The organism is Kitasatospora sp. NPDC088779 (genome assembly GCF_040685395.1).
Lineage (GTDB): Bacteria > Actinomycetota > Actinomycetes > Streptomycetales > Streptomycetaceae > Kitasatospora.
In genome coordinates this window covers 135,674-155,259 of record NZ_JBFBHW010000006.1, presented here as the reverse complement: position 1 = coordinate 155,259, position 19,586 = coordinate 135,674, and the positions used below count along the sequence as shown (strand labels likewise).

The window sequence follows — 19,586 nt, the reverse complement described above, 5'->3', positions numbered from 1 at the left end:
TGACGCCGCGGAGGATCTCCCCTAAGGGGCGGAGCACCTCCCCCTCAGGGTCAGGACGTCCTCGTCGCCCGTGCGAGGCCGGCAACGGGGAATCCGGCGCGAGGTCCGACTCGGAAACGCCACCGGAGTCGCCGTGCCCGCGGTACCGGCCGCTTCCGATGCTCTCCGGGTCGACGTCCTCTATGTGGACGGCCTGGCCCATGCCTGACCTGTCGCACCCGCCTCGACGACCCTCGACGACCCGGCAGGGAGACGCGAAGGCCGCGCGGCCGTTCCGACGCATAGGTCGACACCATGCGACTGAGTACCGTGATCCTCCCCATCCACCGGTGGAGCGAGGGACAGAAGATCTGGCGGCGGGCCGAGGAACTCGGGTTCCATGCCTCGTACACCTATGACCACCTGTCGTGGCGATCGTTCCGCGACGAGCCGTGGTTCGGATCGATCCCGACGTTGACCGCAGCGGCCACCGCGACCGAGCGCCTGCGGCTCGGGACGCTCGTGACATCGGTCAAGCCTCGTTCACCCATCGCGGCCTGAACTGGGCCGGTCCATTCCCGGGCAGCCGCCCGGAGCGCCCTCAGAAGGGGCTCATCTCGTCCAGGACCCGCTCTGCGAGCTCGATGATCGCCGTGACCTTCGGTGCGTCACTGGCCACATCCTGGGCCTCGATCCTGGGTGAGTCCAGATCCGCGTACTCCGCCTGGTTCCGGCGCCGGCGCATGCGGTCAAAGGGCCTGAGAACCGCCCCGAGGGGTGGGTCGAGCTGAGCACTGACGGCTTCCAGGACCGCGATGTGACCCCCTCGGCTGGTCGGTCGCAGACCCTGGTTCTCCAGGACCGCGACCAACGCCTTGCGCGCTGCGTCGTACAGCAGCTGGTAGGCGCCGATCGCGTCGAAGGAGACGACCGCCTGGGCTGCCTTGAGGTGATTCGATGCCTGGGCGAGGAGGTTGTCGGCTTGGTACCGGCTCGCGGGTACACGTTCCAGTTCCTTCCGCGAAAGCATTCCCTCGACTACGGATCGGCCTTGCTGCCACTTCATTGCCTGTGCTTCCTTCCGAAGGCTTCGAGCCGAACGGCCGGCCGGCTGTGGACGCCTGTGAGGAACGGATCCGTGCCGGGCTCGCGCCAATGAGCGGGTGAGACCCGATGGACATTGACTTCCCGGCCGAGCACGCGCTCGGCCTGGCGTGCGGCCTCGTAGAGCTCGTCCTCGTCGGGGTTGCCCACCACTAGAACATCGACGTCGTTGGGCACTCCGCCGCGTTCTCCCGAGTAGCGGGCTGCCCAAGAGCCGTAGATGTGGGCTTCCTCCACTCCGGCCAGTGGCAGCACTAGATCACCAAGCACAGCGATCGGGCCGTAGGTGAGAGCGAACAGGTCCGTCAGCACGTCCGACAGCCGTCCTGAGGTGTTGGCTCGCAGGAGGCGGAGGTTTCCGTGGCGTCGGGCAGTAATCAACTCAGCCTCGGACAGTCGATCCGCCTCACGACTCGCGGTCGCACTCGAAACCCCGAAGCGCAAGGCGATGTCAGTGAGCGAGGTCTCGTCCTCTGGATGTAGGTACAGCCATGCCAGCAGCTCGCCCTGGAAGGGAGTACGCAGGAGTGGCAGTAGCGCCGGCGGAGGAGTTTGCATAAGCTGAAGGATAGCTTGCATCTTATGTAATTGCTTTCCTTGAGTGGTCCCGGCTTGTCTCCACGGGCGACCCGACGTCAACGATGTGGATCACCCGCTACCGGACTGCGACTGCTGCGTCGCGATCCGCGACAGCACCTGGCAGACACCAGCTGGAGCCATGAATGGCACACCACGCCAGCTGGAGCGCCCGACACTCCGGCTTTGCCCTCCCTAAGCCACCCGCCGTCCTGCGGGCACAGCGACAGTGCCCGGCGGCGCTGGAGCGACGCCGGGCTGCCGCCCTGAGGTGAGGGCGCCTGGCGCTAGCCCAGTGGGGCCTGATGAACGGGTGTCGGCATCTTCTCCGCCCGCTGGAAACGAAGGGCCTTTACCGGCCTTTGAAGCACCCAGGCGTTCCATGCCTTGATATAGAGCCCGAGCTGCCCGCGATTGTCCGTCCTACGCCTCACCGTGGAGCCAATAGACAGCGATGTGAGGACATTGCGCAGGGCGAGGCGTGGGTCATCGGCTGCCAGTCCGGCTCCCGTCGACAAGCCTTCGACCCACGCGTTCACATCGACTGACGGGCATGCTGCGACCGTCAAGTAGTAGCCTGTAGCTGCGGCTGTCGGGATGATCTTGGCGGTTTTCCCCAGGAGACGCCCGGTGGCGGCTGCGTCGAGATACGAATCGCGATCCTGCTGGAATAAATCCAAAATCTGCTGATTCGTCAGCCGGGACGACGATCCGGCCCAGTTGGAATCCGGCATCGATCGATAGAGCTGGACATGGCGAACCGTGGCAGCCAGGAGGGTGTAGTCCTTCTGCCCGGCCAGTGCAAGCACTGCACCGGCGGACCGGCTTCGCCCCGTGTCCAGCACCGAGAAGGTTTCCTCTGGAACGTGTTCGAAGATCAACATGGGTACTGCAGTTCCGCAGTGCTTGACTGCCTCCAAGCGGTGCTGGCCGTCCAGGAGCCTGCCGCTCTCAATGCTTCCGGATAGGGCAATGCCCTGGTGGGTGACCTGCCACTCGCCTCTGACGATGGCCTCTGCGATCTGCTTGATGACAGCCTTGTCTCGCGGTCGATTGTCGCGATTCCGCTCCAGGATGGCTCCGGCCAGTTCCGGCGTCACGAGAACGACCCGCGATGTCAGGTGGGGTTGAGGTGCGGACATGAGCTCAGAATTCATGAGCACAGGTTTGCACACTTCTTCGCGAGGGCGGGGTCGGCGGTTCGCGAATATGGCAATATGGTCAAATTAGGTTGAAATTGGCAGTAAATTGACTCAGCTGGAGAATAAATTGATTGATATCTTTTGACTTTGTCGCTTTCGATGCATGCCAGCTGCAGTGTCGACCTATAGGTTCATGCCGTTGCACCAGCTCGCACCGACTGGCCCCGGTCGGAAACTGTGCCGTCTGAACCGTTGGAGCGGCTGCCTGTCCTTTCGCACGGGCCCGGCGATGGAGTCCCACTGTCCCCAACCGATCCACGGTAGAGGTCGGCCCATACAACGGCGGGACGGTGATGCAGATCCGGCCTGTAGGCACTGAGTCAGTCGAGGGGAGAGTGAGCGAGGTTCCCAGGCAGCTGATCGAGACGTCCAATGCCCCGCGCAGGCGGCAGGAGGTCCTGGTCAGTCGCCGAGGCTCGCTGAATCCACGGTCGTGCCATGGAGCAATGCGACCGGCGCGGTCAGCGACGACTGCTGACCGGGCGTGCTGGTTTGTTGGTGGACTGCATGAGCGCGATGCCCGATCCACCGCATAGCGGGCGATCTGCGCCGTGGGCTCGCGGACCTCGCCCGCCACACCGTCACACCCTCCCTTCCCACCCAGCGCACCCTCCCGCACCCATCGCGCAAGCCTCGACGCGTCACGACCCCCGTCCACGTAGGGTCGGGGCCATGCGACTGAGCACCGTGATCCTCCCCATCCACCGGTGGAGCGAGGGGCAGAAGATCTGGCGGCGGGCCGAGGAGCTCGGGTTCCATGCCGCGTACACCTATGACCACCTGTCGTGGCGGTCGTTCCGCGACGAGCCGTGGTTCGGATCGATCCCGACACTGACCGCGGCGGCCACCGCGACCGAGCGCCTGCGGCTCGGGACGCTCGTGACATCGCCGAACTTCCGCCACCCCGTGACACTGGCGAAGGAGCTGATCACGCTGGACGACGTGTCCGGCGGGCGGGTCACACTGGGCATCGGCGCCGGCGGTACCGGCTTCGACGCGACGGCGATGGGCCAGGAGGCGTGGTCGCCGAAGGAGCGGGCGGACCGCTTCGGCGAGTTCCTGCCGCTGCTTGACGAGCTGCTGCGCACCGACGCCACCACCCGCGAGGGCACGTACTACTCGGCGGTCGAGGCGCGGAACGTCCCCGGCTGCGTGCAGACCCCCCGGGTGCCGTTCTACGTCGCCGCGACCGGGCCGCGCGGGCTGCGGCTGGCGGCCGAGTACGGGCAGGGCTGGGTGACGTACGGCGACCCGAAGGGCCCCGCGGACGTGCCGGTCGAGCAGGCGCCCGGCGTGATCGCCGCGCAGATCGCGAAGCTGACGGCCGCCTGCGAGGCACAGGGCCGGGACGCCGGCGAGCTGGAGAAGGTGCTGCTCCAGGGCTCGACCGCCGAGAAGCCTCTGCAGTCGCTGGACGCCTTCGTGGACTGGGCCGGCACCTACCGCGACCTGGGCATCACCGAGTTGGTGATCCACTGGCCCGTCCCGGACTCGATCTTCGAGAACGACCTCGCCGTCTTCGAGAGGATCGCCACCGAGGGCCTCGCCCAGCTGGCCTGATCAAGGATTCGCTTCCCGTGGTTCGCGCCGCCGACCCACGCGAAGCAACCAGTCCGCCGGCGGCCGACGGGCCGTTGGCGGACTAGCGGCGACACTCAGCCGTCTCGGCCCTGGGTGACCACGAACTCCGTTCCGTCGGGCGTCGCGCCGACGCCCGGCTCGGCCCACTCGGTCGGCCTTCTTGTTGCCGGGATCACGGTACCCAGACGCGTGCCGTCGACCCTGCGTGTTCACTCCGGCAGGTGAGGTTTCGAGCGACCCTCGGCGACGGCGCCCTCACGACCGCTACCGTGGCGCCATGGGTGCAGCGGGCAGGGCGGGCCGAGCTTTTGGCCGTGCTGGATGAGGGCCACCGTCGATGCCCACGGCGAGAGTCGAGCAACTCGCACATCACTACTTCGGAACCGGCTTGTGGGGAGAGCAGGACATGGCGATCGCCGTTCGAGGCGCGGATCACGGCGAGCGCTCGCTCACCGACCTGATCGAGCGCTGTGCCAAGTTGAAGGGGGAGCTGGTCGCCTTCGCGCAGAGTGCGCGCTTCGACCGGTGGTTGACTCCCCTGCTGCTGGAGGCGGCCGGGCCCGAACGGCTGCTGGACGAGGGTGAGGCGGTCCGGATCACCGACCACTTCATCCTGCGCTTCCGCCTGCCGGACGGTTCGACGGTGGTGGACCGGTTCGTCGGTGGGCGGCGGGACCTGGACGGGATCGACCGGGAGATGCTGCTCGGCTGGCGGGACCCGGTCGAGGGGATCTTCGAGATCCGCCGCAAGGACGGGGATGCCCTCGTCCTGCTGAACCTGATCGACGACCTGGAGTACCGCACGTACTCGAACGCCGGACGGGCTGCTTTCCGGGGAGTGACGAAGGGAGGGTTCCTCCACGCCTGCCTGGTGCCGGTCTTCTCGGCCGACGGGACGTGGCTGATCTCCGGGGCGATGTCGTTCTACCCCAGGTCCAGCGCCACCGAGATCGCCCGGGCCGCACTCCAACTGGCCACCAGCCACCCCGAACTGGTCTTCCGCAACCCCGAGAAGATCGAGCAGGGATGGGAGTCGATGCGGGCGGACCGGGACGCGTTCGTCGAGTTCTTCGGCGGCGACGAACTGGTCCTTCCGCCCGCCGAAACCGAGGAACGGCTCAACGCCTACTACCGACACCGGCAGGAGGACACCGCCGCCGGGCGTCCCGACCGCGCCCGGGGCAGGCGGCTCCCGGGCCTCGACTTTCCGGCTTTCGAGCTGCCGCGGGACCTCGCGGACGCGGACACCATCGGAGTCATCTACGACGAGGTCGACGGGCTCAACTTCTACGCGGACTACGGGCTGTTGCGGGAGCTCTTCGCCGACCCCTCCCTCACGGGTCGCAAACCGCACCAGGACCTGCTGCGCACGTACCTGCGCGAGCAGTCGATCACGCCACTGCCGATCCGGCGACTGGCCGCCGCCCACCCGGAGACCGCCGACTCGGTGTTCCGGAAGCTGCTGCGGAAACCCGGGTTCGCCTGGAGCGAGCACGGCGAGGAACTGTTGCGCCGACGCAAGCCCTGGTACTACGCGCAGGAGCCCCGGCCCGGCGTCTCCGTCGTCGGCGAGCGCCTCGGCGAACTGGCGGCCGGCGGGCGACGGCAGCGGTTCACCAGCGCACGGCGCGTGCCGGGCCAACCCCATCGCCCCTAGCCACGAACGCCGAGAACGCCGTGGCCGCCGTGGCCGCCGTGGCCGCTGCCGTCAGAAGGCCGACGCCCGGTCAGAGCTGGCGCACGACGGGGAGGGTGGCCGTGCCGCGCTGGCGGGCGTCGCGGCGGGCGAGGCCGGGGGAGTTGCCGGTGCCGAGGATCCGGCCGTCGGCGATCGCGATCCAGGTGCCCGGTGCCAGCCCGGTGGGCGGGGTGAGGGACAGGGCCGACGTCACGGCGTGGTCCGGCTGGAGGCGGTCGGGGCGTGGGGCCGGCGACGCGGTGCCGGCGCGCCAGCGGGCCGTCGTCCGCTCGCCGCCCAGCCGGCGCGACCACACCACGTGCTGCACCACGATCAGGGGACCGAGCACGGTCAGCAGGGGGAAGCCCGCCGTCAGCGCGCCCAGGGCGAACAGCGCGCTGACCGCGCTGGTCACGACCACTCCGACGACCGCCGCCAGCAACGCGGCCGTCCGCCCGAACGCCTTGGCGGCGACCAGGGGGAACAGCACGAGGAGCAGCAGGTCGCCGAGGCCCACGGCGACCGGCGGGCTGCCGCCCGTCAGGACGAGCATCGGGGCGAACGGCCTTCCCTGGACCTGGGTGACGAAGTTCGCGGTGACCTGCGTCAGGGTGGTCGCGACCAGGTCGTAGCAGGACAGGACGGCGGCCAGGCCGGCCGCGTGCGCCGATCGCATTCCGCTCTGCGTCCACAGGTTGGCCACGCCCACCACCGCGACGGCGAGCATCACGTCGGTGCAGGCGCGCACCGCGACGGGGTGGCCGCTGCACGCCGCCGTGGCTCCGGCGGCCACGAGCGCGAGGCCCCAGGCCCAGCGGCCGGAGCAGACCGGCGCCAGGGTGAACTGCACCGCCAGGCAGAGCACCAGGCCGAACAGCGCCGAGACGACCACGCCCGGCAGCTCGAGGTAGAGCAGCGGGGCCAGCACGACGCCGACGCACAGGACGGCGATGTCGCCGGAGGTGTAGACGCCCACCGGAGGCCTGGGCATCCGCACGCGGACCAGGTACCCCCCGGCCGCGGCCATCAGCAGGGCCACGCAGCAGCTCAGGGCGATGAGGGGGATCGCGTTCATGCGCCGCTCCCGGCCCGGACGCCGACCGGACGGGCCGACTCGAAGGTGTGTTCCCGCAGGTCCGCGCGGACCGGACTGGACGGCGGCAGTTTCGACCGGTCGTCGTGGAGCACGATGCCGGCCAGCGGCAGCCCCGCCGCCGACGCCCGCTCCTCCAGCCTGCGGCGCAGTGTCGCCGCGGGCAGCGCCCGGACCAGGAGGTGCAGCAGCGCACCGCCGTCCGGCTCCTCGGTCAGCGTGTACCTGGCCGGCAGCGGCACGTCCGGCTCCCCCTCGACCAGGTCGAGGACGTCCCTGGTCGGCACGGTGGCGCTGAGCGGCCCCGACCAGCGGCCCAGGACGGCGGACGTGGCCGGCAGGTGCGCCCACTCGCACCCCGTCCCGCCGACGGGCAGCCGGACCAGGTCGCCGGTGGCGTACCGCAGCAGCAGGGTGCACTCCCGGTAGGGCACGAAGGGGGTGTGCACCAGCATCCCGACCTCCCCCGGCGCGGTCGGCTCCCAGGTCTGCGGGTCGAGCACCTCCAGGTGCCCGAACTCGGTGGTGTGGTGCAGATGCCCCTGGGAGCACGGCGTGCCGCCCGAGGGGAGCGTCTCCGTCATCAGGTAGGACGTGGACAACGGTGCCCCGAACGCCGCTTCGGCCCGCTCCCGCAGGGGGGCCGACAGCACCTCGCCGCCCACCCCGATGCTCTCCAGCCCGAAGTCCGCGGACCGCCACCCGGCCTGTTCGGCCTCCTGCACGAGCGCGGAGAGGTACGACGCGGAGGCGGTGAGGTGGGTGATCTGCGGGGCCTTGCCGGGCAGGCCGAGCGGTGCGGCGAGGCGTTCCAGGGCGAGCGCGGGGTCGATCGTCCCGAACTGGACGAACGAGGCGCCGACCCGGGTGGTGGACTCCTCGGCGACGACCAGTGGCAGGGTGGCCCTGGAGCAGCCCGCGTAGGCCACGGTGTGCCGGGGGCGCAGCCCGAGGGTCAGGGCCGCCGAGATGGTGCTGAGGGCGATCGTGGTCTCCAACTCGGCCCGGGAGTACCAGACCGCGGTCGGGGTGCCGCTGGTGCCGGTGGTCAGCGCCATCAGGGCGGGCGTGGCGGCGGCGGAGACGAACGCGGCGGGCAGGCCGCGCAGGGCCGCCTTCGGGGTGACGGGCACCCGCGACCAGGTCTCCGTGTCGAGCGTCTCGGGGTCGATCCCGAGGTCGTCGAAGGTCCGCCGGTAGTAGGCCGTGTGGCGGACGGCGGCGCGCGCGGTGGCCCGCAGGCTCCGTCGGGTGACCGTGCGCCGCACCTCCGGGTCGACCTGACCGGCCTGCCCCGGCAGCAGCGCCGAGTCCGCGCCCGGTTCGCCGAACTCGGCGAGCGTGCGGACCATGTCGTCGGCGATCCGCCCGAGGTCCTTGGGGCGGATCCTGCGGTTGAGCAGGATCGATGCGCCGTAACGGAGTTGACTCACCGCAGTGCCGAACACGAGACCTCCTGGAACCTGGGCCGGGGATGCTCACCCCGGCCCAGGCCGGGACGACTCGGTCAGGCCATGTGCGCGAACATGGCGGCGGTGAGGGTGCTCAGGGCGTACTTGAAGTAGTGCTTGACCATGTCAAGACCTCCTGGTGGGGCTGGCCGGCGCGGCCGAGCACGCCCCGATGACGTGCTCCGGTGCCGGCGGGTGGGGAGTGCAGTTTAGGGAATCGAACAAGCCTCGACCAGGGGTGAGACGGCATCAAATTCCTTGCCCCGAACGGGCGGTGCCGCAGCTACGGGTGCGGGCGGGTGCGCTGGGCCGGGAGGCGGGGCTCGGGGGCGCGGCGGGCGATCTCGGCGAGGGTGTGGAAGAGGACGTCGCCGAGCAGGACCGGCTCGCGGGAGGCGTCCGGAGAAGCGCCCGAGGAGACGTCCGGGGAGACGTCCCGGGAGGCGTCCGGGGAGGCGGCGGGCGGGATGGTCGGGGGAGGCTCGTCTCGGAGCTGGCGAGTGGGCATGGCTCTTCCTGCCGACGGGGTGGCCGTGCACACTCCTGCCCGTCGCGCCCCGGGGACACCCCGGCCGGCGGGCGAATAGGCCGGAAACGGAGCCCCGGGGGCCGAAAGGGGGCCGAAAAGGGGGCCGAAAGCCACAGGTCCGGCGGGTCGGCGGCGCCGTCCTGCGGGTCCGCGACGAGGTCCGTCCTCGCCGGTGACCGGTGCGGCACCGATGGGCGAAGATGGACCGGTGACCGAAGCCCGTACCGCCCCCCGCCTCATCGCCACCGACCTGGACGGCACCCTGCTGTGCGCCGGCGGCACCGTCAGCGAACGCACCGCCGCGGCCCTGGCGGCCGCGGAGGCGGCCGGGGTGCAGGTGGTGTTCGTCACCGGGCGTCCGCCGCGCTGGATGCAGCAGGTGAGCGCGCACATCGGCGGCCACGGGGTGGCGATCTGCTCGAACGGCGGCGCGGTGGTGGACGTGCGGCGCGGCGAGCTGCTGGAGTCGTTCCCGCTGCCGGTGGAGACCACCCTGGCGGTGGTCGAGGTGCTGCGCGCCAAGCTGCCCGGCACCGCGTTCGCCTTCGAGTACCCGGACGGGTGGGCCCGCGAGCCCGAGTACGCGGTGCCGATGTGGGGCGACGACCTGGAGCACGCGGTCGGCCCGGCGGAGAAGCTGCTGGGCGCCGGCGGGCCGGTCCGGGGCCTGTTCAAGCTGCTGGCCAAGCACCCCGACCTCGACCCGGACGCGTTCCTCACCCGGGCCCGGGAGGCGGCCGGGCACCTGGCCGAGATCACCCGCTCGGCGCCGATCCCGCTGCTGGAGATCAGCGCGCCCGGCGTCACCAAGGCCAGCACGCTGGCCCGTTGGTGCGCCGGGCACGGGATCGACCGGAGCGAGGTGGTGGCCTTCGGCGACATGCCGAACGACCTGGAGATGCTGGACTGGGCCGGCACCGCGTACGCCGTCGCCAACGCGCACCCGCAGGTGCTGGCGGCGGTGCCGCTGCACACCGTGAGCAACGAGCAGGACGGCGTCGCGGCGGTGCTGGAGGAGCTGCTGCGGCTCCCCTGAAGGCGTGCCGCCCGGGCCCTGGACAACAGGACCTAGCCGAAGCGGCCGTTCACGTAGTCGGAGGTCCGCTGGTCGCGCGGGTTGCCGAAGACCTGAGCGGTCGGCCCGGCCTCCACGATCCGGCCCGGGGTGTCGTGGGTGGCCAGGAAGAAGGCGCAGGTCTGCGAGACGCGCTGGGCCTGCTGCATGTTGTGGGTGACGATCACGATGGTGAGCCGCCCGCGCAGTTCGGCGATGGTCTCCTCGACCCTCCGGGTGGAGGTCGGGTCGAGCGCGGAGCACGGCTCGTCCATCAGCAGGATGTCCGGCGAGACCGCCAACGACCGTGCGATGCACAGGCGTTGCTGCTGCCCGCCGGAGAGCGCGCCGCCCGGGGTGTGCAGCCGGGTGGAGACCTCGTCCCAGAGCCCGGCGCGGCGCAGGCTGGTCTCCACCAGGTCCCGGCGCTCCTCCTTGGAGACCTTGATCCCGGCCAGCTTCAGGCCGCTGGCGACGTTGTCCTGGATGGACATCGCCGGGAACGGGTTGGGCCGCTGGAACACCATGCCGATCCGGCGCCGCACCTCGGCGGGGCGCCGGCCGGGACGGTAGACGTCGTCGCCCTCCAGCAGCACCTCGCCTGCGAGCGCGGCGCCGCGCACCATCTCGTGCATCCGGTTGAGGATCCGCAGGTAGGTGGACTTGCCGCAGCCGGACGGGCCGATCAGCGCGGTGACCTCGCCGGCCGGCATCGCCAGCGAGACCCGCTCCAGCACCTTGCGGGCGCCGAACCACGCGGAGACCTCCCTGGTCTCCAGCCCGGCCAGCGGCTCGCCGCCCGGGTGCGGGGCCGGCGGCAGCGGCGGGAGGGTGAGGGTGTCGGCGGCCGGGTCGGTCGCCGGGGCGTCCGCCGTGCCCAGGCCGGTGGTCGGGGTGTCGGTCATCGGTGCATCCGTCATCGGTACGGCCTTCCGGGCGCGCTTCAGTAGAGGTTGGGCAGCAGGGCCGCGGCGTTCTCGTAGACCGCCCAGAGCAGCGCGCCGAGCACCGGCGCGAGGCTCAGGTAGGCCGCCGAGGCCCGCCAGTACCGGGCCAGCAGGAGCGCGCCGAGCACCGCGCCCAGCAGCCCGAGCGACCACAGCTGCAGCGTGGCCAGCGCGCCCTTGTCGGCGGCCAGCGCCTTGTCGTACGGGACGGTCCTGGGCCGGCCGCCGGGGTTCTGCTCGGGGTCGCCGTCCAGCCGGGCGCCGACCATCACGGTCGAGCCGGGGATCCAGTCCGAGTCCCCGGTGACCAGGACGAGCCGGTTGCGGGCCGGGTCGGTGATCGGGTGGTCGCCGTCGCCGTACACGTTGACGGTGTAGGTGAACTTGCCCTGCCCGGTGGTGGCCTCGATCTTGTCGCCGACCCGGAGCCCGGACAGTTCGGCGAAGGACGCGCCGAAGGTGGCGCCGCGGCCGAACAGCACCGCGACGCCGCCCTGGCCGGGCAGGGCGGTGTCCCGGCGGTGGCCGGGCCCGCGCATGAGGTCCCGGCCGGTGGTGCCCTCGACCACGACGGCCTGGTGCAGGCCGATCGCCGGGATGTCCAGCAGGGCCACCGGGGCGCCGTCGGCGGCGGCCCCGGTGGGGGCGACGGCCCGGGCGAGCTGGTCCCGGAAGGTCTTGTACGCGGTGGACTGGAAGTGCCGTTCCTGGACGTGCGAGAGCGTGAACAGGTAGCCGACGAAGCCCAGCACCAGCGCGGCCAGCAGGCTGGCCACCCGGGCGCCCTGGAGGAGGCGGCGCCGCGCGGGGGCGGCGGCGGGCCCGGTCGCGGGGGTCGCGGCGGGCGGGCCCGCGGGCGTGGCCGGCCGCGCGGGGGCGGCCGGCTTCTCCAGCACCGGGGCGGTCACGAGGCGCCGTCCGAGGACTTGCGCCGGCGCAGCAGCCGTCGGCCGAGCAGCGGCGGGACGAGCACCACGGCGAGCAGTTCGAGGGCGGTGAGCGTGCTCAGCGTCCAGTCCTCGGGCTTGCCGGCCACCTCGACCACGTTCGCCGCGACCTCGGTGCTGCCGCCGCGGCCGCGGGCGACCACCTGGCCGGTCTGCGGGTCGACCACGTCCTCGGTGCCCGGGTCGCCCGGTGCGGCGCCGTCCGCGTTCGGGTCCGTGCCGGCCGCGCCGTCGGCCGCCGCGGCGCCGTCCCCGGTGCCGCCGGTGCCCGCGGCGCCACCGCCCGTGCCGCCGGCGCCGCCGGCCGCACCACCGCTCGTTCCGCTGCCGGTCCGGCCCGTGCCGCCGCCGCTGCCGCCGCCCGTGCCACCCGTACCGCCGCCACCACCGGTACCGCCGGCCGCGCCGCCGCCACTGCCGCCGCTGCTGGAACCGCCGGCGCCCGAGCCGGTCTTGACCGCCTGGCCGCCCTGCACGGTGCAGTCCAGCGGAGCGCCCTGCTTGTCGCAGGGGCTGGGCTGCGGCGCGTTCTTGAGGACGGTCAGCTCACCGGTGGAGTTGAAGGTCGGGTTGGCGCAGTTGGACAGGGTGTCCGGGTCGACCGGGCTGGCGTTGCCGGGGATGCTCCTGGTCTGCAGCAGGCCGCCCTTGACCAGGCCGCGCGGGATCGGCGAGTAGCCGAGGCCGTCCGCCTCGCCCTGGCCCTCGCACAGCACGTAGGCGAGGAAGCGGCTGAGGGCACTGCCCTTGTCGTTGTTGAAGCGGGGCGGCGGGGGCAGCGCGGCCCCGGAGCGCGGCACGATCACGTAGCTGTAGCTGGAGATCGGGTAGGAGCGCGGGTCGTCCATGGTGTAGACGCCGTCGAGGTTCTGCTGCAGGTAGTTCGGGTCGGACACCGGGGTGTTGTCGTCGACGCCGCGGATCTTCGCCGCGGTGAGCGCCACGGCGACGTTGGAGGCGGTCGGCAGCGAGTAGTAGCCGGCCTGGTTGAGCACCTTCACGACCGGCCAGTTGCTGCGCTTGGCGAAGGCGTACTCGTCGTAGCCGATGGTGCCGAGGCCGGAGGAGGCCTTGATGTAGCCGGCGACGACGTCCGAGCCGTTCTGGGCGACCATCCGGCCGGACGGCGGGAAGAACTCGGTGTAGTCACCGCAGGAGACGCCGTTGACGGAGGAGCAGTACGCGTCCCACTGGTCCTTGTGGGTGTGCTCCATCCAGCGGGTGAACTGCGCGGTGGCGCCGGAGCCGTCCGAGCGGACCACCGGGGTGATCGGCAGGTTGGGCAGCGTCTTGCCGTAGTCGGCGGTGATCTTCGGGTCGTTCCAGTTGGTGATCTTGTTGGTGAAGATGTCGACGACGGTCTGCGGCGAGAGCCGCAGGTCGCGGACCTGCTTGCCGCCGACCACCAGGTTGTACATGAAGGTGGTGCCGCCGGCGGTGATCGGCACGTACGAGAAGCCGTAGGTCGGCTGCTCCGCGCTGCCCTGGCCGTTGCGGCGGCCCGCGTCGTTCACGCCGGCGTCGGGCGTGGTGCGGAACGGCACGTCGGAGGCGGTGAAGTCGTTCTGCCCGAGGGTCCAGGAGTTGCGGCCGGCCGCCGAGCCGACCGGGTTGAAGCTGATCTGGATGCCCTGCGACCCGACGTCCTGGCGCCACTGGTCGATGGCCGGACCGGCCCAGCTGGACCCGTCCGCGCTCAGCGCGACGCTCGCCGCGAAGGCCCGGGAGCCCGGCCCCAGCATCGGCGCGGCCGCGAGCAGCAACAGGGACATCAGCAGGGCGAGCGCGCGGGCCACGGGGCGGCCGGCAGCCTCCCACGACATGGGGACTCCTCTGGGACGGAGGGTGGTTGGGTGGGTCATCAGCTGTTCCCGGGGAGTGGGACGGCGGTGGCCGGCGCATGGGCGGACGCGGTCCGCGCCAGCGCCGGACGGACGGTGTCGGACGGCCGGGCGGCTCGTGCGGCGGCCTCGGCGCGCCGCGCCTCCAGGTCGATCCGGCGCTTCTGCCGCCTGGTCAGCTCGCCCGGCTTGCGGCCGCCGAGCACGCGCGCGGTGACGAAGAGGATCAGCACCAGGACCATCAGGGTCAGTCCGGCCGCGAAGGCGCGGGCGACCATCTCGGGGTAGGGCTGCTTGACGTAGTTCCAGATGTACAGCGGCAGCGACACCTGGTGCTCGTGGAGCGGGTCGGCGTTGAACTGCGAGGTGAAGCCCGAGGTCAGCAGCACCGGCGAGGTCTCGCCGACGCCGCGCGCCATGCCGAGCACCACCGCCGTCACCAGACCGGGCCGGGCGGTGGGAAGGACCACGTTCCACACCGTGCGCCACTGGCTGCCGCCGAGCGCGTACGAGGCCTCCCGCAGGGTGCCGGGCACCAGCCGGATGACCACCTCGGCGGCCCGGGTGACGATCGGCATCATCATCACGGTCAGCGCCAGCGAGGCCGCGAAGCCGCTCTTCTCGAAGCCGAAGGTGATGATGAAGACGCCGAGGATGAACAGGCCGGCCACGATGGAGGGCAGCGCGGTCATCGCCTCGACCAGCGTCCGCACCGGGCGCGCCAGCCGGCCGCCGACCTCGGACATGAAGATCGCCGCCGCGATGCCCAGTGGCACCGCGAACAGCGTTGCCAGGCCCAGCTGTTCGAGCGAGCCGACGATCGCGTTGAGCGCGCCGCCGGAGGTGATCGGGGAGAGCGCGGCGGTCCGCTCCATCGACTCGGTGAAGAAGTTGAGGTGCTGGGCCGCCTCGAAGCCGCGGCTGGCCACGTAGCCGATCTGGTCGACGATCAGCGCGACCACCAGCAGCCCGGAGCTCCAGGAGGCCACCGACACCAGCCGGTCGCGCACCATCAGCCTGCCCCACTGGAGCCGGCCGAGCGCGAAGTAGCCCGCCAGGAACAGGAGGTACCAGCAGACCAGGAAGCCGAACGCGCCGCTGAACGGCAGCACCCGCTCGTACAGCGCCCAGTTCAGCGCCAGCGAGCCGACCAGTGAGCCGGCCACGGTGAACACGTCCTCGCGGGTCACCCCGCCGAGCCGCACCTTGGTCTGGGAGCGCGGTGGCGCGGCCTCGGCGGGTGCCTCGGCGGAGCCGGAGGGCGTCGGACCTCCGGGCCCGGACGCGGCGACCGGTGGCAGGTCGAGCGTGGTCATCGGGTCGTCCCTTCGACGCGGTGGGTCATGTCGGTACGCCGCCTCAGTCCGCGGTGGAGGCCCCGGAGCGGGACCGGTTGATCACGAAGCCGGCCGCCACGTTGACCAGCAGGGTCAGCGCGAACAGCACCAGGCCGGCTGCCATCAGCGCGGAGAGCGAGAGCGCGTCCGACTCGCCGAAGCGCAGCGCGATGAGCGCCGAGATCGAGTTGGCGCCGTTCTCCAGGATGTGCGTGATGGTCTTGAAGCTCGGCGAGACGATCAGCGCGACCGCGATCGTCTCCCCCATCGCCCGGCCGAAGCCCAGCATGATCGCGCCGATCACCCCGCCCTTGCCGAACGGCAGGACCACCGCGCGCACCATCCCCCAACGGGTCGAGCCCAGCGCGTACGCGCCCTCCCGCTCGCCCTGCGGGGCCTGGGAGAACACCTCCCGGCTGAGCGAGGTCACGATCGGGATGATCATCAACGCGACGACCACGCCCGCGATGAAGGTGGAGGAGGTGTAGGAGGTGCCGATGTCGCCGGTGCGCACCTTGAGGAAGGGGATCGTGTCGCCGAGGTGGTTGGTCAGCCAGCGGACGAAGCCGATGATGCGCGGCTGGAGGAAGAACAGCCCCCACAGGCCGTAGATGATGCTGGGGATCGCCGCCATCAGGTCGATCAGCGAGATCAGCGCCGCCCGCAACCGGACCGGCGCGTACTCGGAGATGAAGATCGCGGTGAAGAGGGCGACCGGGACGGCGATCACCAGGGCGATGACGGCGATCAGCAGGCCGTTCGGCAGGACGGCCGCGATGCCGAAGTTGTGCGCGGCGGTCTGCCACTTCTGCTCGGTCAGGAAGGACCAGCCGACCGCGCGCAGCGCGTCCGTGCCCCGCAGGACCAGGAAGAACGCGATCATCCCCATGATCGCGAAGACTGAGAGCCCGGCGACCCGCAGCACCCCGCGGAACACCCGGTCGCCCGGGGTCGCGGGGGCGGTGATGGTGCGCGGGACGTCCCGGTCGGGCCCGTGGCCGGGTTGGCCTGGCACCCCGGCGTACGGTGCCGCGGGCTCGGCGGCGGATGTCATGGTCTGCTCTCCGTGCTCGGGTGCGGGGGACGGATCCGGTGCGTACCCATTCGGCCAGCCACAGGTGGCCGGATCGGGTCGTGCGTGTGTACGAGGGCCCAACGCGGCAACTCGGTGGCGGAGTTGGGAACTCCGAATGGCCGGACCGGACCGGCGAATGACATGTCCGTGCTGGGGCTTCTCACCCAAGTCCTCTGATGTGAAAGGTATTTGCCTTCGATCACGCGCGGCCGGACCATTGGCCGATTCCACCCCAGACGCAACGCGCTTTGACTCCAAGCGACTTCAGCCATGCGAAAACGACTCGGCGGGGCCGAAACGGCGGCCCCGCCGAGTCGTGCTTCGGTGATTCTGTTGTGTCCCCGCGTCAGACCGTCACGGGCGGCGGCGCAACCGCGACCAGCCCTTCCGCACCTCCGCCAGCGCCCGCGCCCCGGCGGGCGTCCCGCCCAGGAAGAGGACCGCCGGACCGCCGACCAGCAGCACCAGGCCGCCGATCAGCGCGACGGGCAGGAGCAGCCGCGCGGCGCCGGAGCGGTCGGGCGCCGGAGTACCGGCCGCGACGGGCGCGGCGGACAGCGGCTTGCCGGGCGTGCTGGGCGTCGCGCCGGGCTTGGCACCGGCACCGGCACCCGCCGCCGCTCCGCCCGCCGCCGTTCCACCGGCCGCCGTTCCCGCTCCACCGGACGCGGAGCCCGCACCGGTGCCGGACAGGCCACCGGTGGAGGACCCGCCGGACCCGCCGGACGCCTGGTCCCCGGTCTCGCCGGAGGCCGCGGCCCCGCTCCCGCCGGACGCTCCGCCCTCACCGACCTGGGTGACCGGGGCGACGCCCTGCCCACCCCCCGTACCGGAGGCCGGCGTCGAACCGTCGCCGCCGGTCGCGGGCGGGTTCGGCGGGGCGGCCTGGTTGCCGGGCAGCTTGGCGTCCTGCGCCTCCAGGTGGCCGATCGCGTCCCCGGCCTGGGTCCGCTGGGCGGCGGTCAGGGCGAGGAAGCCGGGGGCGAGGTGGCCGGGCTCGTACCCGTAGACCTGGCCGGTGGTGGTCACCGCGCGCATGAACTTGGTCATCGCGGCCACCTTGCCGGCCGCGACGTCCTTGGTCGGGAGCATCGCGTACTGCACGGCGGTCAGCGGGTAGGCCTTCTGGTCACGCGAGAGGGCCGAGTCGGACGCGCCGTACGGCAGGGACTGCACGCCGGTGGCCTGGTCGACGGTCATGTCGGCGACGGCCGCCTGGAAGCCCGGGCCGTCCGGTGAGACGAAACCGCCGGCCGGGTTGAGCAGTTGGGCCTCGGGCAGCGAGTAGGCCTTCGCCTCACCGGTGTCCATGATCGCGAACAGGGTCCGCTTCCCGATCTTGAGCGGCGGGCACAGGTCGTGCGAGCCGTCCGACTTCGTGTCCCCGTTGACGCAGTTGGGCTGGTTCCACAGCACCTTGCGCACCACGTCGTTCAGCCCGGTCGAGATCGGGTTCCACTCGAACTGCTTCCAGTTGCGCTTGGCGTCCTCCTTCGCGTCCGGGATCCCCGAGGAGTCCTGCCGGACGAGGGAGTCGGTCGGGTAGCCGGAGAAGGCCGGGCGCAGGTAGAAGCTGTCCACGTGCATGCCCCACGGGTCGGACTCGCCGTCCAGGAAGCGCACCGCGTCGGGGTCCGAGGCGATCCACGACGTCAGCTGGTACGTCATGTCCGCCGTCCCGCCGAACACCGTCGGGGTGGTGTTGTTCGAGAGGCACCCCGTGGGCCAGGAGACCGTGCCGTCCGAGGGCAGCGGGTTCAGCTTCTGGAACTCCGGGTCGTCGAAGATGCAGATCGGGTTGCCCTTCACCGACGGGATCGCGGCGCCGGGCGAGGCGTAGGACTGCGTGAGCAGCTTGGCCAGCAACCGCGCGTTGAGCTTCATGCTCCTGATCTGCCGACCGGTGTTCGGGTCGTCCACGACGAACACCACGGAGATCCCCGAGGTCGCGATCGGCGAGTACACGTACGGGCGCGGTGGCGGCGCCTGGGTGTCCGGCCGGGACGCCAGCGCCATGTCGCCGCCGCCCGACAGGAAGTCCGTGCGGGCCTGGGCGTCGCCGTTCGCGAAGCCGTACGTGAGCGACATCGGCTCGGTGCCCTGGCACAGCCCGGCCTGCCACTGCGCCATCGCCCGCTTGGCCGGTTCGAGTCCGGCCACCCTGAAGGCCGCGTGCTGGTCCGGACAGGCCGCCGCCGTGGGGGCGAACTCCAACGGCACCACCGTGCGGCGCTCCCAGGAGCACTGCTCGGACGTCTTCATGTTCGTGTAGCGGTTGATGGTGCCGTTGAGCTTCAGGTCGGACGCCATGCCGAAGTCCAGGTCCAGGCTGTGGTTGTCGCAGCCGAGGACGCCCTTGCGGGTCTTGTCCGCCCAGGCGATCGAGTCGCCACCGTAGTTGGGCTCGACGACCAGCGAACACGGGTGCTTGTCGTCACAGCCCAGGGTGGGGCTCTGGTCGGCCGTGTAGAGCTCGATGTCCGCGAAGCCCGAACCGTCCGGGCCCGTGACCGAGACGACCATGTTCGACGGGTAGTCGGGGAAGGTCGTCCCCGGCGCGGGCGTCTTCTGCTGGAAGCCCGCCGCCGCGTCGGCGTTGTACAGGGTGCTGTCGTAGCAGTCGGTGACCTTGGGGTCGGTGCCCCGGCACTGGTACACCCGCACCTGGTAGAAGGGCTGCTCGCTGCGCGGTGCCGGCCCGTTCAGCCAGGGATCGCCGTTGGCGTCCGAGGTCGGGGTGAACCCCTTCCAGCCGACGTGGACCACCTGGTTGACCAGGTTCCTGGTCTGCACGACGCTCACACTGCCCTCGGGGCCGTACACGCCCTCGTTCGGCTGCCACACCTTGGGCCCCGGCACCGTGACGGCGGAGTCCTCCGCCACGGCCTGCGGCAGCGCCCCCAGGCCGATCGGCAGCACGCCGACAGCGACCACCGACGACCACACCATCGCGAGAGCGGGCAGTCGGCGGCGCCACCGGCCCAAAGGTCTCCGGTCGGGCGGTCGGACTCTCATGGCGGGTACCTCCGTGCGATTGCGCGCCGCCGGGAGACGCGGCGCAGGGGATCAGGCATCGAGCGGCCAACGATTCCGGTACCCGTCCATTCGGCCAGCCGCAGATGGCCGGATCCGGTCGCGCGCGTGTACGAGACCACAACGCGGCACCTCGGTAGCGGAGTTGACGCCTCCACG

Annotated in this window: 16 protein-coding genes; 4 read left to right on the top strand and 12 right to left on the bottom strand. The window is 71.4% G+C overall.

Annotation, left to right across the window (positions count from 1 at the left end):
- The first annotated feature begins 294 nt into the window (after window positions 1-294).
- Window positions 295-540 (top strand): LLM class flavin-dependent oxidoreductase, encoded by a 246-nt coding sequence (locus tag AB0P03_RS07570; RefSeq protein ID WP_363628053.1) that lies wholly within the window; start codon window positions 295-297, stop codon window positions 538-540.
- A gap of 40 nt (window positions 541-580) precedes the next feature.
- Here AB0P03_RS07570 and AB0P03_RS07565 read toward each other — a convergent pair whose 3' ends face one another.
- The 3 genes from AB0P03_RS07565 to AB0P03_RS07555 form a co-directional block, all read right to left on the bottom strand.
- Window positions 581-1,045: a HEPN domain-containing protein gene (locus AB0P03_RS07565; protein ID WP_363628052.1), complete on the bottom strand. Its 465-nt coding sequence runs from the start codon at window positions 1,043-1,045 to the stop codon at window positions 581-583.
- Window positions 1,042-1,641, bottom strand: a complete 600-nt coding sequence (locus AB0P03_RS07560; protein WP_363628051.1) for a MarR family transcriptional regulator — start codon at window positions 1,639-1,641, stop codon at window positions 1,042-1,044. The genes AB0P03_RS07565 and AB0P03_RS07560 overlap by 4 nt, the downstream gene beginning before the upstream one ends.
- A 305-nt stretch (window positions 1,642-1,946) precedes the next feature.
- Window positions 1,947-2,816, bottom strand: a complete 870-nt coding sequence (locus AB0P03_RS07555) for a hypothetical protein (RefSeq protein WP_363628050.1) — start codon at window positions 2,814-2,816, stop codon at window positions 1,947-1,949.
- A 717-nt stretch (window positions 2,817-3,533) separates the two neighbouring features.
- On the opposite strand from AB0P03_RS07555, the gene AB0P03_RS07550 reads away from it, so the two are divergent.
- Both AB0P03_RS07550 and AB0P03_RS07545 read left to right on the top strand, forming a co-directional pair.
- Window positions 3,534-4,421, top strand: a complete 888-nt coding sequence (locus AB0P03_RS07550) for an LLM class flavin-dependent oxidoreductase (RefSeq protein WP_363628049.1) — start codon at window positions 3,534-3,536, stop codon at window positions 4,419-4,421.
- Window positions 4,422-4,848: 427 nt separating this feature from the next.
- Window positions 4,849-6,099 (top strand): hypothetical protein, encoded by a 1,251-nt coding sequence (locus tag AB0P03_RS07545; protein ID WP_363628048.1) that lies wholly within the window; start codon window positions 4,849-4,851, stop codon window positions 6,097-6,099.
- Window positions 6,100-6,169: 70 nt separating this feature from the next.
- Here AB0P03_RS07545 and AB0P03_RS07540 read toward each other — a convergent pair whose 3' ends face one another.
- From AB0P03_RS07540 to AB0P03_RS07530, 3 genes are all read right to left on the bottom strand, one after another.
- Entirely contained in the window at window positions 6,170-7,195 is a 1,026-nt protein-coding gene (locus AB0P03_RS07540) for a hypothetical protein (RefSeq protein ID WP_363581508.1), read from the bottom strand.
- Window positions 7,192-8,661, bottom strand: a complete 1,470-nt coding sequence (locus AB0P03_RS07535) for a phenylacetate--CoA ligase family protein (protein WP_363628047.1) — start codon at window positions 8,659-8,661, stop codon at window positions 7,192-7,194. The genes AB0P03_RS07540 and AB0P03_RS07535 overlap by 4 nt, the downstream gene beginning before the upstream one ends.
- Before the next feature lie 286 nt (window positions 8,662-8,947).
- Window positions 8,948-9,172 carry a hypothetical protein gene (locus AB0P03_RS07530; protein ID WP_363581512.1) on the bottom strand — a complete coding sequence of 75 codons (225 nt, stop codon included), beginning with the start codon at window positions 9,170-9,172 and terminating at the stop codon, window positions 8,948-8,950.
- A 229-nt stretch (window positions 9,173-9,401) separates the two neighbouring features.
- Between AB0P03_RS07530 and AB0P03_RS07525 the strand changes: the two genes are divergently transcribed.
- The gene (locus AB0P03_RS07525; protein WP_363628046.1) at window positions 9,402-10,229 is read left to right on the top strand and encodes an HAD family hydrolase; all 828 of its coding nucleotides are present in this window, start codon (window positions 9,402-9,404) and stop codon (window positions 10,227-10,229) included.
- Window positions 10,230-10,261: 32 nt separating this feature from the next.
- Here the strand turns inward: AB0P03_RS07525 and AB0P03_RS07520 are convergent, their stop codons facing one another.
- The 6 genes from AB0P03_RS07520 to AB0P03_RS07495 all read right to left on the bottom strand — a co-directional run bounded on the left by AB0P03_RS07520 (window position 10,262) and on the right by AB0P03_RS07495 (window position 19,328).
- Window positions 10,262-11,152 carry a phosphate ABC transporter ATP-binding protein gene (locus AB0P03_RS07520; RefSeq protein WP_363581516.1) on the bottom strand — a complete coding sequence of 297 codons (891 nt, stop codon included), beginning with the start codon at window positions 11,150-11,152 and terminating at the stop codon, window positions 10,262-10,264.
- Window positions 11,153-11,190: 38 nt separating this feature from the next.
- Window positions 11,191-12,102 carry a sortase gene (locus AB0P03_RS07515; protein WP_363581518.1) on the bottom strand — a complete coding sequence of 304 codons (912 nt, stop codon included), beginning with the start codon at window positions 12,100-12,102 and terminating at the stop codon, window positions 11,191-11,193.
- A complete protein-coding gene (locus tag AB0P03_RS07510; RefSeq protein ID WP_363581520.1) occupies window positions 12,099-13,964 on the bottom strand; it encodes a substrate-binding domain-containing protein in 1,866 nt (621 codons plus the stop codon). The genes AB0P03_RS07515 and AB0P03_RS07510 overlap by 4 nt, the downstream gene beginning before the upstream one ends.
- A 38-nt stretch (window positions 13,965-14,002) precedes the next feature.
- Window positions 14,003-15,298, bottom strand: a complete 1,296-nt coding sequence (gene pstA / locus AB0P03_RS07505) for a phosphate ABC transporter permease PstA (RefSeq protein WP_363581522.1) — start codon at window positions 15,296-15,298, stop codon at window positions 14,003-14,005.
- 43 nt (window positions 15,299-15,341) lie between these two features.
- The gene (gene pstC / locus AB0P03_RS07500; RefSeq protein WP_363628045.1) at window positions 15,342-16,373 is read right to left on the bottom strand and encodes a phosphate ABC transporter permease subunit PstC; all 1,032 of its coding nucleotides are present in this window, start codon (window positions 16,371-16,373) and stop codon (window positions 15,342-15,344) included.
- 375 nt (window positions 16,374-16,748) lie between these two features.
- Entirely contained in the window at window positions 16,749-19,328 is a 2,580-nt protein-coding gene (locus AB0P03_RS07495; RefSeq protein WP_363628044.1) for a hypothetical protein, read from the bottom strand.
- Between the last annotated feature and the right edge of the window lie 258 nt (window positions 19,329-19,586).